The organism is Collinsella aerofaciens, from assembly GCF_015560135.1.
Classification (GTDB): domain Bacteria; phylum Actinomycetota; class Coriobacteriia; order Coriobacteriales; family Coriobacteriaceae; genus Collinsella; species Collinsella aerofaciens_AN.
Window position 1 is genome coordinate 47,588 of the sequence record NZ_JADMRH010000009.1, and the last position, 14,040, is coordinate 61,627.

The 14,040-nt window shown below is 59.8% G+C and carries 9 protein-coding genes; 8 read left to right on the forward strand and 1 reads right to left on the reverse strand.

The window, feature by feature from the left end:
• Positions 1-20: 20 nt before the first annotated feature.
• The 6 genes from I2H19_RS05420 (at position 21) to I2H19_RS05450 (ending at position 9,223) form a co-directional block, all read left to right on the forward strand.
• A complete protein-coding gene (locus I2H19_RS05420; protein WP_229089795.1) occupies positions 21-1,703 on the forward strand; it encodes an isopeptide-forming domain-containing fimbrial protein in 1,683 nt (560 codons plus the stop codon).
• Positions 1,704-2,744: 1,041 nt separating this feature from the next.
• A complete protein-coding gene (locus tag I2H19_RS05430) occupies positions 2,745-3,662 on the forward strand; it encodes a class C sortase (protein ID WP_195621836.1) in 918 nt (305 codons plus the stop codon).
• 304 nt (positions 3,663-3,966) lie between these two features.
• Entirely contained in the window at positions 3,967-4,278 is a 312-nt protein-coding gene (locus I2H19_RS05435) for an Asp-tRNA(Asn)/Glu-tRNA(Gln) amidotransferase subunit GatC (RefSeq protein WP_195621837.1), read from the forward strand.
• Entirely contained in the window at positions 4,278-5,792 is a 1,515-nt protein-coding gene (gene gatA, locus I2H19_RS05440; protein WP_195621838.1) for an Asp-tRNA(Asn)/Glu-tRNA(Gln) amidotransferase subunit GatA, read from the forward strand. The genes I2H19_RS05435 and gatA overlap by 1 nt, the downstream gene beginning before the upstream one ends.
• The gene (gene gatB / locus I2H19_RS05445) at positions 5,792-7,468 is read left to right on the forward strand and encodes an Asp-tRNA(Asn)/Glu-tRNA(Gln) amidotransferase subunit GatB (RefSeq protein ID WP_138375153.1); all 1,677 of its coding nucleotides are present in this window, start codon (positions 5,792-5,794) and stop codon (positions 7,466-7,468) included. The genes gatA and gatB overlap by 1 nt, the downstream gene beginning before the upstream one ends.
• A gap of 390 nt (positions 7,469-7,858) precedes the next feature.
• On the forward strand, positions 7,859-9,223 hold the full coding sequence (locus I2H19_RS05450; protein WP_195233721.1) for an ATP-binding protein: 1,365 nt from the start codon (positions 7,859-7,861) through the stop codon (positions 9,221-9,223).
• Positions 9,224-9,287: 64 nt separating this feature from the next.
• Here the strand turns inward: I2H19_RS05450 and I2H19_RS05455 are convergent, their stop codons facing one another.
• On the reverse strand, positions 9,288-10,286 hold the full coding sequence (locus I2H19_RS05455) for a helix-turn-helix transcriptional regulator (protein WP_195621839.1): 999 nt from the start codon (positions 10,284-10,286) through the stop codon (positions 9,288-9,290).
• 120 nt (positions 10,287-10,406) lie between these two features.
• Here I2H19_RS05455 and I2H19_RS05460 point away from each other — a divergent pair, with 120 nt between their 5' ends.
• On the forward strand, positions 10,407-12,233 hold the full coding sequence (locus I2H19_RS05460; RefSeq protein ID WP_195621840.1) for an ABC transporter ATP-binding protein: 1,827 nt from the start codon (positions 10,407-10,409) through the stop codon (positions 12,231-12,233).
• Positions 12,234-13,991, forward strand: a complete 1,758-nt coding sequence (locus I2H19_RS05465) for an ABC transporter ATP-binding protein (protein ID WP_195621841.1) — start codon at positions 12,234-12,236, stop codon at positions 13,989-13,991.
• The last annotated feature ends 49 nt before the right edge of the window (positions 13,992-14,040 follow it).

A 14,040-nucleotide genomic window follows, 5' to 3' on the forward strand; every position in this document is an offset into this window, starting at 1 on the left:
CAGAGGAAAAGAAGATGAGCATGAACAAGAACATCGCACGCCTGGCAGTAACGGCAGGCCTCACGGCGGCGCTGAGCTTCGGCGGCGTGATGGCCCCGGTTACGATGGCGTTTGCTGAGGGTGCGACGACTGCGAACGGCTCGGTGACTATCGAGAACGTTGAGGGTAACACTACCGAGTTCAAGGGCTATCAGATTTTCGGGGCCGATGTTGCCACCGATGGAACCGTCAGCAACATTACGTGGGCAAACACTAATGTGCAGAATGCTGTCGTGAGCTTTATCCAGACAGAGGACGAGTCCTATGTGGGAAAGACCGCCCAAGACGCCGCGGACTGGATCACGAAAAAGGTAAAGGGAACCGGTAAGACAACCCGCGTTGAGTTCGGTTCCATTCCATACAAGATTGCCGACATAGTGGACGGTCTTACCGAAAGCGCGACGACGACCAACAAAACCGTTTCCGGTCTTGAACATGGTTACTGGCTCTTCGTAACCGATCCCGACACCATCGAGACTGGTGACGCGGGTACGTCCCCCATCTTCACTGTCGTGGGAAGCGCGCCTGTTAAAATCACCGAGAAAACGGGCTTCCCCACTGTCGAGAAGAAGATCGTGAGCGACGCCGACGGTTTGGAGCACGACGCTGCTGACTCTCAGATCGGCCAGGACGTGACGTACAACCTTTATGGCACCATTGCCGAGAACTACGACAAGTACGGCACGTATTTCTACGAGTTCTCCGATCAGATTTCCAAGGGCCTGACGCTGCAGAAGGGCGCTAAGGTCTACCTGTATAAGAACAAGGCTGACGCGAAGGGCGATCTCACCCGCACGAAGGGTACGAATATTACTGATAACTTCAGGGAGTCGACCGATAGGGCCGCTGCCGATGGCAGCAAAACAACGAGGTGGACCTGCGATAATCTGAAGCAGGTCGCGGACGTCAATAAGGACTCCTACATCGTCGTCTCCTATAAGGCGCAAATCAACAAGGATGCGGTCATCGCGGGTGACATGAGTCACGATAACACCGTGACGCTTCACTACTCCAATAACCCCATGACCGGCGAGTGCGGCGAGACCCAGCCTGACACGGTCAAGGATTACACCTACGGCCTCAAGATCAACAAGGTCGACCTGGGTACCGAGAAGGCATTGAAAGATGCTAAGTTCACCATCACAACTTACGGTGACGAGAACAGCGCAAACGTTAAATATGTCAAGGATGATGGCACTTTGAGTGACACCGAGGTCGTTCTATCGACGGACGCCGATGGTGTCATTAGGCTTACTCGTCTCGATGCCGGCGTCTATTCGGTCACGGAGGTTACTCCCCCCTCCGGTTACACCGCGGTCAACCCCTTTACCTTCGAGATCAAGCCGACCATGACCGCCGATGGTCCGAAGGCTGGTCTTACTAGGCTCGATGGAGTACTTACGACTGACCAAGGCGGCAAGGTCATTGCCGGTATCACCGATGAGGATGCCGGCGATAACAATCTGACGGCGAAGCCTGGCTCCGAAAAGGACGCGGACGGCACCTTCAACATCACCGTCGGCGATACCAAGAAGGTTGGCCTCCCGCTGACCGGTCTCAATGGCGTGACCTTCACTTGGATTGCTGGTGGCGCGGTGCTGTGCATTGGTGTGGCGCACCTCATCCGCAGCCGTAAGCAGGCTGAGGAGTCCGAGCAGGAGTAACGCTCGCTCACCCATTCCTTTGGCAGGTGGGATGTGATGGCCATGAGACTTGCGGACACTTTTCTCGTCCATCGACGTTCTTGCTTTGCCATTCTCTTTTCGGGGCAGACTCCGCACTGGAGTCTGCCCCGTTTTTTGGACAACACAGGCAGCCTCCACCGTCCGATGCGGACTCATCCGTCATCGCGTTTCTTGACTCGTATGAGGTTCGGTTTAAGGTTCGTAGGCGCACGCGCGGTGCGGACGGTAGAAGGCATTTGCGCCGCGCGTGCAAATTAAAATGCCCGGGGTTAGAGGCCCGGGCATTTAACAACGTCGGAAACTGGTCGCCCGCGCTCCTAAGTACTTACGCGGGGTGCGCCGTTTTCTGTAGTTATTGTATCCCGAATCGCTTCGCCGATTTGGGACATTTTGAAAGCGCAAACACGTCGGGCAAACCCGGACAATGCGGCAAGGTTCCGCTGGATGAGGAATCGTGTTTATAACTATCGAACAAATGTTTGTCAAAATCGCGTTTACAAGCCGTGGGTGCATGCACTCGCAGTAAAATGGCCTTGCGACGCATCCCGTGCGCGGGCGGCCGACGACTCGATCGGAGGTCCCCAAATGCTGAAATTCCTTAACGCGCTCGCCGCCCTTGCGGCGGTGGGCACGTTCGTCATCGCGTTTCTTGACTCGTATGAGGTTCGGTTTAAGGTCCGTAGGCGCACGCGCGGTGCGGACGGTAGAAGGCATTTGCGCCGCAACAAGCGCAAATAAGAATGCCCGGGGTTCGGAGCCCGGGCATTTAACTAAAGCTGAAAACTAGGCCGCCCGCGCTCTCGTACACTTACGCGGGGTGCGTCGTTTTCTATTGACATTGTATCCCGAATCGCCCCGCCGATCCGGGACATTTTGAAAACTCAAATGCAGGCTTATCCTCGACTGGACGGTGCAGTCTATCTGCGTTGTCTGGCGTGGAAGCTCGTTAATCGGCTATTATTTGTTTAGACAACCTGAGCTGTAGAGGAGTGACCGGCGATGGTGCAGGGCGCTAAACATATGAAGAGCAATAACGCCGCGGCCAACGGCGGCTCAAGCCCTCAGCCCAAACCTCAACCAAAGCCCAAGCGCCGCCGCAAGCGACTGCCGCGCTGGGCCGACCGTCTCATCACCATCGTCATCATCCTTATTGGCGTGGGCCTTATGACCTGGCCATGGATCTTGGACCGGCTCGAGGCCTCGGGCGTGTTCAACCAGATCAGCACGGTGTCCAGCACCGTGGACGCGCTGTCTGCCGAGGAGCGCGAACGCATCCTGCTCCAGGCGCGCTCCTTTAACGAGCAACTTGCCGGCGAGGCCACCGAGCTCCCCGCCGACCAGATCGAGCCCTACGATCAGCAGCTCATCTTTGACCGCGACCCCATGATGAGCTGGGTCGAGATCCCCTCCATCGACGTGAGCATGCCCATCTACCACGGCACGAGCGAAGAAGTCCTTATGGCGGGCGTCGGCCACCTGGAGGGCACGAGCCTGCCGGTGGGCGGCACCTCGACGCATTGCGTGCTCACCGCGCACTCGGGCATGCGCAACCTGAGCATGTTCGACGACATCCATTCGCTGGAGCCCGGCGACCTGGTGCTGCTGCACACCATGAACAAGACGCTCGCCTACAAGATGGTGGACTCCGAGGTCGTGCTGCCCGAGGAGATGGAGTCGCTGACCATCGAGCCCGGCGCCGACAAGGTGACGCTCGTCACCTGCACGCCCTACGGCGTGAACGACCATCGCCTGCTGGTGCATTGCGTGCGCACCAAGTACAACAAGAAGGACGTCGACAAGCAAAAGTCGCTGGCCGGCCGCCACTGGGGCAAGCGCGAGTTTGCCGTGCTCATCGTGGTCGTGGCCATTGTGCTGTTGCTGCTGGACATCGTGATCCACGCGGTCCGCAAGCGCCGCAAGGCCAAGGCCTCGGCATAGGACATTCTCCAGAACCACCACAATGGGGACAGGCACCTTTGTGGTGGCCGGGGCTTCCAAACCATCACAACATTCGATGAAAATCGCGATTTTGGCGAAAAGCGTCGAATGTTGTGATGGTCTTCGTTGTGGACGGGACGGTTTTCGCTATGGACGGTGCGGTTTTGCTGCAGAACCGCCGGCCCGCCACCTGCCAGCCCGCCGCCCTCGTTACGTTTTCGCTGCATTTGGGTAAAGCACCTGCTCCAAGCGGCGTTGCCTTGTATACTAGAGCGGTTTAACTGTTATGCGGAAGGGAGCGCCTATGGCACTCAGCGAGAAAGACGTGCGCGGCATCGCCGAGTACGCAAAGATCGCACTGACCGATGACGAGCTCACCCAGATGACGTCCTACATGAACGACGCCGTCCAGATGCTCGAGCCCGTCTTGCAATATGACTTGCCCGACGCGGAGCCCACGTTCCACCCCATCGGAAGCCTGTCCAACGTGATGGGCGATGACCTGCGCGAGCCCGAGCGCGACCTGCCGCTCGACGTTGCGCTCGAAAACGCCGGCAGCGCGCGCGACCGCTACTTCCGCGTGCCGTCCATTTTGGGAGAGGGGGAGAGCGAGTAATGGCGCAGAGCTTCGATTCCCTTACCGCCGCCCAGATCGCCGCGGGCGTTTCCGCCGGCGACTTTACCGCTACCGAGGTGGCCCAGGCCTCCCTTGCCGCCATCGAAGCGCGCGAGGGCGGGGTCCAGGCATTCCTGCAGGTGGCGCCCGAGCTTGCGCTCGAGGCCGCTGCGCGCGTGGATGCCGACCGTGCCGCAGGCAAGCCGCTGCCCCCGCTTGCGGGCGTGCCGCTGGCCATCAAGGACAACATGAACCTCGTGGGCACGCGCACCACCTGCGCTTCCCGCATGCTTGGGGACTACCAGAGCGTCTACACCGCCACCTGCGTCCAGCGCATGCTCGATGCCGGCTGCCTGCCCATGGGCAAGGCCAACATGGACGAGTTTGCCTTTGGCAGCTCCACCGAGAGCTCGGCGTTCCACCGCACCAACAACCCTTGGGATACCGAGCGCGTGCCCGGCGGCTCCTCGGGCGGCTCCGCTGCCGCCGTCGCCGCGGGCGAGGTCGCGCTCTCGCTGGGCTCGGACACCGGCGGCTCCATTCGCCAACCGGCGTCGCTGTGCGGCGTGGTGGGCTTTAAGCCCACGTATGGCGCCGTGAGCCGTTACGGCGTGGTTGCCTTTGGCTCGTCGCTCGACCAGGTGGGCCCCTTTGCCCGCACGGTCGAGGATGTCGCGCTGGCCATGAACGCGCTTACCGGCGCGGGCCACGATCCGTACGACTGCACCAGCCAGGATTGCGCCGTCGACTTTACCGAGCATCTCAACGACAGCATCGAGGGTAAGCGCGTGGGCATCATCCCCGCGTTTATGGAGGCCGAGGGCCTGACGCCCGAGGTCAAGGCCGCTGTTCAGCGCGCCGCCCAGGAGCTGCAGAATCAGGGCGCCGAGCTGGTCGAGGTCGACCTGCCGCACCTGGACGCCGCCATCGCCGCCTACTACGTCATCGGCCCGGCCGAGGCGTTCTCCAACCTGGCCCGCTTCGACGGCATTCGCTACGGCTATCAGGAGGAGGGCTGCGCCAACCTGTCCGACCAAAGCTCGCTTTCGCGCGCCCACGGCTTTGGCGCCGAGGCCAAGCGCCGTCAGATGCTCGGCGCCTACCTGCTGAGCTCGGGCGTGTACGACAAGTACTACTACGCCGCGCAAAAGGCTCGCACGCTCATCACGCGGGACTACGACGCCGCATATGCCAAGGTGGACACCATTCTCATGCCCGCCTCGCCGCGCACGGCCTTTAAGTTTGGCGAGATCAGCGACCCCACGCAGATGTACCTCTCCGACCTGTACACCATCTCGCTCAACATTTGCGGCAACGGTGGCATCTCGGTGCCGCTGGGCTTGGGCGAGGATACTCAGCTGCCCGTTTCTGCCCAGCTGGTTGGTCCGGCGTTTAAGGACCGTCAGTTGCTCACGTTTGCCCGCGCCCTGGAGCGCGGCTTTGCCGATGCCGCCACGGGTGCGCCCGCGCTTTCCGTCGCGCCTGATTTTGCCGGGAAGGGAGGCGAGCTGTAATGAAGGAGCTTTCCGAGGTCCTGCAGGATTGGGAGGCCGTGATCGGCCTGGAGATCCATACCGAGCTCACCGCGCTCGATACCAAGATGTTCTGCAACTGCAAGCTCAGCCACGATGACGAGCCCAACGCCAACGTGTGCCCGGTGTGCCTGGGCCTGCCCGGCGCCCTGCCGGTGCCCAACAAGCGCGCCATCGAGAGCATCGTCAAAGCGGGTCTCGCCACCAACTGCGAGATCCAGCGTCACTCGATGTTCTACCGCAAGCACTACTTCTATCCCGACATGGCCAAGAACTTCCAGACCACGCAGGGTCCGGTCGCCTTTGCCATGTACGGCCATCTGGATCTGGATGTGACCGGTCGCGGTGCCGCCGAGCGCCCCGACTGCGCATTTGGCGAGGCCGAGGCTCAGAGCCTGGCGAGCGCCTCGGCCAACGCCGAAGGCCTGTCCACGTCCATGACGTCGACCATGCGCGAGGGCAATCAGCGCGCAGGTCACCTGGCCAGCTACGATGCGTCCAACCTGCAGATGCCCGAGCGCCGCGAGGACGGTTCCTACACGGTGCCCATCCGCATCCTGCGCATCCACATGGAGGAGGACGCCGCCAAGATGGTGCACGTGGGCGGTGCCGAGGGCCGCATTACCGCCGCGGCCGAGTCGCTCGTCGACTACAACCGCTGCGGCACGCCTTTGATTGAGCTCGTGACTGAGCCCGACTTGCGTACGCCCGAGGAAGCGCGCCTGTTTATGGAGAAGCTCCGTCGCATCTTTGTGACGCTGGGCATTTCGGACTGCTCCATGGAGAAGGGCTCTATGCGCTGCGACGGTAACGTGTCGCTGCGTCGCCGCGGCGAGACCAAGCTGGGCACCAAGACCGAGCTCAAGAACCTCAACTCGTTTAAGAGCCTGCATGACGGCCTTGCCTACGAGATTTGCCGTCAGGCCGAGGTGCTCGAGGAGGGCGGCATCATCTATCAGGAGACCCGCCACTGGGAGCCTAGTCGCAAGCGTACCGTGGTCATGCGCGTCAAGGAGACGGCCGACGACTATCGTCTGTTCCCCGATCCCGACCTGGCGCCGTTCGATCTGGACGACGAGTTTATCGACCGTTGCCGTGGCGAGATTCCCGAGCTGCCCGATGCCAAGCGCGCCCGTTTTGAGGCCGACTTTGGCATTAAGGCGGCCGATGCCGAGCAAATCGCCGGCGACCCCGAGTTTGCCGAGTTCTTTGAGGCTGCCGCTGCCGGTATGGCTGGCAAGGAGGCCCAGACGGTTGCAAACTTGCTGGTGAACGAGATGATTGCCTACCTTAAGGGTGCGGGCGTGTCGCTCACCGAGTCCGGCATTGCGCCGGCTCAGGTGGCGGCGCTTGCCAAGCTTCTGGCGACCGATGCCATCAGCTCCAACCAGGCGCACGAGGTCTTTGAGGCCATGGCCCAGACCGGCGACGACCCCAACAAGATCGTCGATGAGCGCGGTATGCGCCAGGTGAGCGATGCCGGCGCGCTGCAGCCGATCGTGGACGAGGTGCTGGCAAACTGTGCCGATCAGGCGCAGCAGTATCGTGACGGCAACCAGAAGGTCATCGGCTTTTTGGTGGGCCAGTGCATGAAGGCGAGTCGCGGCAAGGGCAACCCGAAGCTCTTCAACGAGTTGCTGAGAACGTCGCTCTCGTAAGCGGGAACCCGGGAGCCCCGGCAGGGCGGGTGCTTCCTCAAAATTTCGAACAGTCCTGCGCAAGACGAAGGCCACATTAAGTGGCCTTCTTTGCGTGCGGAACTCATTTTGAGGAAGCACCCGCCCTGCCGGGGCTCCCGGGTTCTGTGACGACTCGGCCGTTCGGGTCAGGCGGGCTGAATGGAATAGAGTGAATGGGCGCGCCGTTGGCGCGTCCATTTTTGTGCGGGTGACAAAGGGACTGTCCCTTTGTCACATTGCAATAAATGTGATGAAAGTGTGGCGAAATGAGCTTAAAACTTCTGTAAATGTGATAAATGTCACGTTTTACCTAGGGTAAAATGTGGGAAATATCACGTTTACGGAAGTTTCTTTGCGGGAGGTTCGGTCATGCAGCGAGATATCATTGCCAAGCTTAACGCTTGGAAAGCGTCAGAATATCGTAAGCCGCTTATCCTTAAGGGGGCGCGCCAGGTTGGAAAGACGTGGGCGCTTAAGGAGTTCGGCCGAACCTCGTACCTCAATTTTGTGTATCTGACGCTCGAGGAGCCGTCACCTGGGGTACAGAGCGAGTACGCTCAGTTTTTCGAAGGTACGCGCGATCCTCGACGGATCATCTCAAATCTTTCCCTGGCACTTGGACAGCCTATCGAGCCCGGCGAAACGCTGCTTATTATTGATGAGATCCAGGATTGTCCTTCTGCAGTCGGCGCCCTTAAATACTTCTGTGACGAGGCCCCCGAGTATCACGTCGCATGCGCAGGGTCTTTGTTGGGCGTTCGCTTGTCCCGTGAGACCAGCGCTTTTCCGGTGGGAAAGGTCGAGTTCATGGAGATGCGCCCCATGAGCTTTTCCGAGTTTCTGAAAGCCGAGGGCGCTGCAAACTACGACGAATACCTTGGCGGCCTTGATCAGATCGAGACAGTGCCCGATTTCTTCCATGTCCGTCTCGTCGAGCATCTTCGTCGTTATTTTGCATGCGGCGGCATGCCAGAGGCTCTTGGCCGGTGGGTGGAGACGGGCGATATCGTTCAGGTCGATAAGGTGTTGTCTGATCTCTTGGATTCCTACGAGCGCGATTTTGCCAAGCATGGTGGCCGTGCGCAGTTCGCCAAGCTTTCGCAAATATGGAACTCGATTCCAGCTCAGTTGGCGCGCGAGAACAAAAAGTTCGTTTGGGGTGCGGTGCGCGAGGGGGCTCGTGCTCGAGAATACGAGGATGCTCTGGAATGGCTTGCCGATGCTGGGCTCATCACGGCGGTTCGCCTTAATGCTGCCGGTGGTGTGCCGCTCTCTGCGTACGATGACCTCAAGGCATTTAAAGTCTACTGTCTTGATGTCGGCTTGCTGCGCCGCATGGCAAGGCTGGATGCGTCCGCTTTTGCCATCTCGGATGCGCTATTTTCGGAGTTCAAAGGTTCGTTCGCCGAGAACTATGTGCTTCAGGCATTACTTTCACAGTTAGATGCTGCTCCGCGTTATTGGACAAACGAGAAGCCGAAGCACGAAGTCGATTTTTTGATTCAAGTCGGAAACGAAATCGTTCCCGTCGAGGTCAAATCGGGAGAGGTCGTTCATTCCAAGAGCCTTAAGTACTATGCCGACAAGCATGCGGAGACGACTCCATTGAGGGTCCGCTACTCACTTAAGAACCTAAAGCTCGACGACGGGGTGCTCAACATTCCGTTGTATTTGGCTGATCGATCTGTCCCTCTTATCAAAAAGGCGCTTGATTGTGCACATCTTGACGTTTAGATCCTGGGTGAGCTGACGGGCGGCGGCTAATTAATCGCTCCGTTACGGCCAGGGAGCTTGGGCCTTAGCGATGCTTGCTTCGCCAAGCCGTGGGTGTCATGCCGGTGTATTGCTTGAAGGCTTGGGCGAAGGCGGCCTGCTGAGGGTAGCCTAGACGCTCTGCCACCTGCGCTATCGTGAGCGCGCTATCTGCCAAAAGGTCCTGCGCTCGCTCCATACGGCGTCTGCGAATGTAGGCGCCCAGGGACTCGCCGGTTTGGGCCTTAAAGGTGGCGCATAGTTTGGAGCGGCTTGTGTAGAGCCTCTCGGCCACCTCGTTGATACCCACATGTCTGCCTTTGTCGAGCGTGCGCTCAATCATTGCCGTTGCTTCTTCGGCCATGGTTATGCTGACGCGTGTGTCTGCCGCCTGCCGCGCCTGCTTGTGGGCCGCGCGCGAACAGGCGAGCTCCGCGACCATGGTCTCCACGATGCCCTGCATATAGACGTGTCCGCCTACGGTTTGGGCACGGTCCTCGTTAATCCGGCGCAGCGTGTGATAGATGGCAGACGTCGCTTCCTCGTGCCATGGCTCGGCAAACGCCTCAAAGATTCCCGCGAACTCGGTGGGATAGCGGTGCTCCAGTTCGTCAAAATATCCAGGCAAAAAGAGCACCGAGCGCGAGTGATAGAGCTCCCCCGCAAACAGCGGGCTTAATTCCTCGCCACAGCTATCTTGGATAAAGCTGCAAACGGCATTGTTTGGCCACGGTCCATGCGATGGTTTGAGGTTCGCGGGCGTTATGCCAGTCTCGGGCATGCATGTAAGTGTGGGCGCGCTGACTTCGCTCACGCAGGCGTACGGCTCGGGTGTGTATTCGGCCAGGTACATATCGTGCGTCGGGGTGATGAAATGCTCCATGACAATGCAGGCAGGGGAGAGAGGCATGATCCATGCGCGTCCGTGCGCCCGATCGTTTGCCACCTCGCCGGTAAAGACGGCGCCCTTGCCGGTAAGCTCCAGGCCAAACTGCTCAAACTGCGGTGCGTAGAGCTCGGTTATGTCGGTCGCTGCCCGCCGCATTTGCAAAAGCGTCCCTTTCCTTTGCAGAAACGTCCACAGCTCGGTTGATTGTGAGCCATGGCTAACATGCCAATGATAAGTTCATTACGGTTAACTCTCAAGCCGTTAGAAAGGAATCTCATGGCAAAGGAATCAAAAAAGGAAGGTGGAGGCATCGGCGAGCTGCTTGCATATGCCGGCGACCGTAAATTCCTAACGTATTTGGGCATGGCGCTCTCGGCGCTCTCGCAGCTGCTGAGCTTTGGCCCGTTCGTGTGCATTTGGCTTGTCGCGCGCGATCTTATCGCTGTGGCACCTAACTGGAGCGAAGCCACCGATATCGCGATGTATGGCTGGTGGGCAGTGGGTTTTGCCCTGGCAAGCATCGTAGTTTATTTCGTGGGGCTCATGTGCACGCACCTGTCTGCGTTTCGCTGCGCATCCAATATCCGCAAGACTACGAGCGAGCACCTGCTTAAGCTGCCGCTTGGCTACTTTGACACGCACGCCACCGGTGAGCTGCGTCGTGTTGTAGACGGATGCGCCGCCTCTACCGAGACCCTGCTCGCGCACATGCTGCCCGATATCGCCGGCGCCGCCGCCATGGTCGTGGGCTTGCTCGTGCTGCTTTTCGCCCTCGATTGGCGCTTGGGCGCGGCATGCCTCATCTCGGTCGTCGTTTCGTTTGGCGCCATGGCCACCATGATGAGCGGCAAAGGCGCCGAGTTCATGAAGGCCTACATGGGAGCGCTGGTCAAGATGAACAAGACCGGCACCGAATACGTACGCGGTATTCCCGTGGTCAAGGTGTTTCAGCAGACGGTCTACTCCTTTAAGGCCTTCCACGATGCGATCGCCGAATACGCCGACATGGCACAAAACTATGCGGGCACGTTCTGCCGAGGTCCACAGGTACTCAACCTTACCGCGCTCAATGGTCTTGTGGCATTCCTGCTGCCCGCGGCGTTGCTGTTGGCGCCGGGCGAGACGGACTTCCCGCATTTTATGGCAAACTTCACGTTTTACGCGATATTTTCGGCCGTGGTACCGACGGCCATGACCAAGCTCATGTTTGTGGGCGAGGCCTCTCAGATGAGTGCCGATTCGCTGGCTCGCATCCGAAGCATCATGGATTCCAAGCAGCTCTCCGTGCCCGCCCAACCCAAGCACCCTGCCGGCAGCGACGTGCGATTTGAGGATGTGAGCTTTACCTACGAGGGCGCCGAAGCGCCTGCCGTCAACCATGCGAGTTTTAGCGTTTCCGCGGGTAGCACCCTCGCCCTGGTGGGTCCCTCGGGTGGCGGTAAGTCAACCTGTGCAAGCCTGATCCCGCGTTTTTGGGATGTTTCCTCGGGTCGAGTGCTCGTAGGCGGTGTGGACGTTCGCGATATGGATCCGCACGAGCTTATGGACCAGGTCGCCTTCGTGTTCCAGACCAACCAGCTGTTCCGGCAAACACTTGCCGATAACGTGCGCGCCTCCAAGCCTACGGCCACTGACGACGAAGTGCGTGCGGCCCTCTCCGCAGCTCAGTGCGACGACATTGTGGCCAAGCTCCCACAGGGCATCAATACCATGCTCGGTGCCGGCGGAGCATATCTTTCGGGCGGCGAGGTCCAGCGCGTGGCACTCGCCCGCGCAATCCTTAAAGACGCGCCTATCGTGGTGCTCGATGAGGCCACGGCGTTTGCCGATCCCGAGAACGAGGCGCTCATCCAGCGCGCCTTTAGCAAGCTGGCGGCGGGTCGCACGGTCATTATGATTGCGCACCGACTCTCGACTGTAGTGGGCGCAGACCAAATCGTGGTGCTCAACCAGGGCAGCGTGCAGGAGTCGGGTACCCATGCCGAGTTGCTGTCCCAAGAGGGTCTGTATGCCAAGATGTGGGCCGAATACGAACAGGCAGCGAGCTGGAAGATTACTGCTGCGACCGCGGATGCCGCCGTCACGAAGGGAGGCGAGGCCTAAATGTTCGCCTCATTCCAAAAGAAGTATTTCCTATCCGATAAAGGCGTCGCCGGCGTAAAACGTGGCATTTTCTGGACCACGCTCACCAATCTTGTGACCATGGCCGGCATGGGCTTTTTGTTCCTGGTCATGACCGGCTTTGTCGAGCATCTCGTCACCGGTGCCGACCTGCCGGATGCCCTGCCGATCGTGGGCGGCCTCCTGGTCTTTTTTGTGTTGCTCTTTGCCTCTAACTGGCAGCAGTATTACTACACCTACTGCATCTTTTACGAGGAGTGCGGCAAGCAGCGTATGGGGATTGCCGAGCGCTTGCGCAAACTGCCGTTGTCGTTTTTCGGCCGTCGCGATCTGGCCGATCTAACCGAAACCATCATGGGCGACGTTCAGACTATGGAGCATGCCTACAGCCATGTGCTGGGAGAACTCTGGGGCGCCATCATCGCAAGCGCCATCGTGTTCGTGGCGTCGCTGTTCTTTTGCTGGCAGCTGGCGATTGCGGCGTTTTGGAGCGTGCCCGTGGCCTTTGCCGTGCTGTATCTGACACGCGGGCCCATGACCCCGGTGTTCGACCGCGTGCGCGCCGAGAAGGTCATGGTCACCGAGGCGATCCAGGAGACGCTTGGCTGCGTGCGCGAGATCCGCGCCACCAACCAGGAGGCTCATTATCTTGAGGGGCTCAACGCCGTGATCGATGCCGAGGAGCGCGAGACCACCAAAGGCGAGCTCGCCAATGGGCTTTTGGTCAACTCCGCCTTTGCCATCCTGCGCCTGGGGATTGCCACCACGTTGGTCACGGGCGCTGCGATGGTCGCCTCCGGCCAGGTCGACTTTTTGGTGATGTTTGCCTTCCTGCTCATGGTGAGCCGCATCTATGCGCCCTTCGATCAGGCACTGATGCTGATGTCCGAGCTGTTTGCCGCCGAGTCGTCGGCCAAGCGCATGCGCTCCATCATGGAGGAGCCCGTGGCGCGGGGCAGCGAGCAGTTTGAACCCGTGGGTCATGACGTGGTGTTCGATCACGTGGCATTTGGCTATGGTGCGGGCAGCGACGGACGCGCCGGCGAGAAGGTTTTGACCGATGTGAGCTTTACCGCCAAGGAAGGCGAGGTCACGGCACTGGTCGGTCCTTCGGGTTCCGGTAAGTCTACGGTGAGCCGCCTGGCCGCGCGCTTTTGGGATGCTACCGAAGGCACGGTCACCGTGGGTGGCGTGGATGTTGCGGGCGTCGATCCCGAGGTGCTCCTGCGCGACTACGCCATTGTGTTCCAAGACGTGCTGCTCTTTGACGACACAGTGATGGGAAACATCCGCCTCGGGCGTCGTGATGCCAACGATGAGGAAGTGCTTGCGGCCGCGCGTGCCGCCAACTGCGACGAGTTTGTGAGTCGTATGCCGCAGGGCTACGACACCATGATCGGCGAGAATGGTTCCAAGCTTTCTGGCGGCGAGCGCCAGCGCATCTCTATCGCCCGTGCGCTGCTCAAGGACGCGCCGATCGTGTTGCTGGATGAAGCGACGGCGAGCTTGGATGTGGAGAACGAGACCGTGGTACAGCAGGCACTCTCCCGTTTGCTTGCAGGTAAGACGGTTATCGTTATTGCCCACCGTATGCGTACGGTGGAAAATGCCGACAAGATCGTCGTGCTCAAGGATGGTGTGGTTGCCGAGCAGGGCACTCCGGCGCAGCTTAAGGCGGCGGGCGGAGAATTTGCCCGTATGGTCGCACTGCAAAAGGAAGCGGCTGCCTGGCAGCTGTAGGAATGTGACAAAGGGACAATCCCTTTGTCATATTGAGTTCATCCCCATA

Excerpts from the sequence above, each read along its gene's own strand:
- I2H19_RS05430 (WP_195621836.1), top strand. The coding sequence starts at position 2,745 with ATGAAGAGCAATAACGCCGCGGCCAACGGCGGCTCAAGCCCTCAGCCC.
- I2H19_RS05465 (WP_195621841.1), top strand. The coding sequence starts at position 12,234 with ATGTTCGCCTCATTCCAAAAGAAGTATTTCCTATCCGATAAAGGCGTC.
- I2H19_RS05435 (WP_195621837.1), top strand. The coding sequence starts at position 3,967 with ATGGCACTCAGCGAGAAAGACGTGCGCGGCATCGCCGAGTACGCAAAG.
- I2H19_RS05460 (WP_195621840.1), top strand. The coding sequence starts at position 10,407 with ATGGCAAAGGAATCAAAAAAGGAAGGTGGAGGCATCGGCGAGCTGCTT.
- I2H19_RS05420 (WP_229089795.1), top strand. The coding sequence starts at position 21 with ATGAACAAGAACATCGCACGCCTGGCAGTAACGGCAGGCCTCACGGCG.
- gatB (WP_138375153.1), top strand. The coding sequence starts at position 5,792 with ATGAAGGAGCTTTCCGAGGTCCTGCAGGATTGGGAGGCCGTGATCGGC.
- gatA (WP_195621838.1), top strand. The coding sequence starts at position 4,278 with ATGGCGCAGAGCTTCGATTCCCTTACCGCCGCCCAGATCGCCGCGGGC.
- I2H19_RS05455 (WP_195621839.1), bottom strand. The coding sequence starts at position 10,286 with ATGCGGCGGGCAGCGACCGACATAACCGAGCTCTACGCACCGCAGTTT.
- I2H19_RS05450 (WP_195233721.1), top strand. The coding sequence starts at position 7,859 with ATGCAGCGAGATATCATTGCCAAGCTTAACGCTTGGAAAGCGTCAGAA.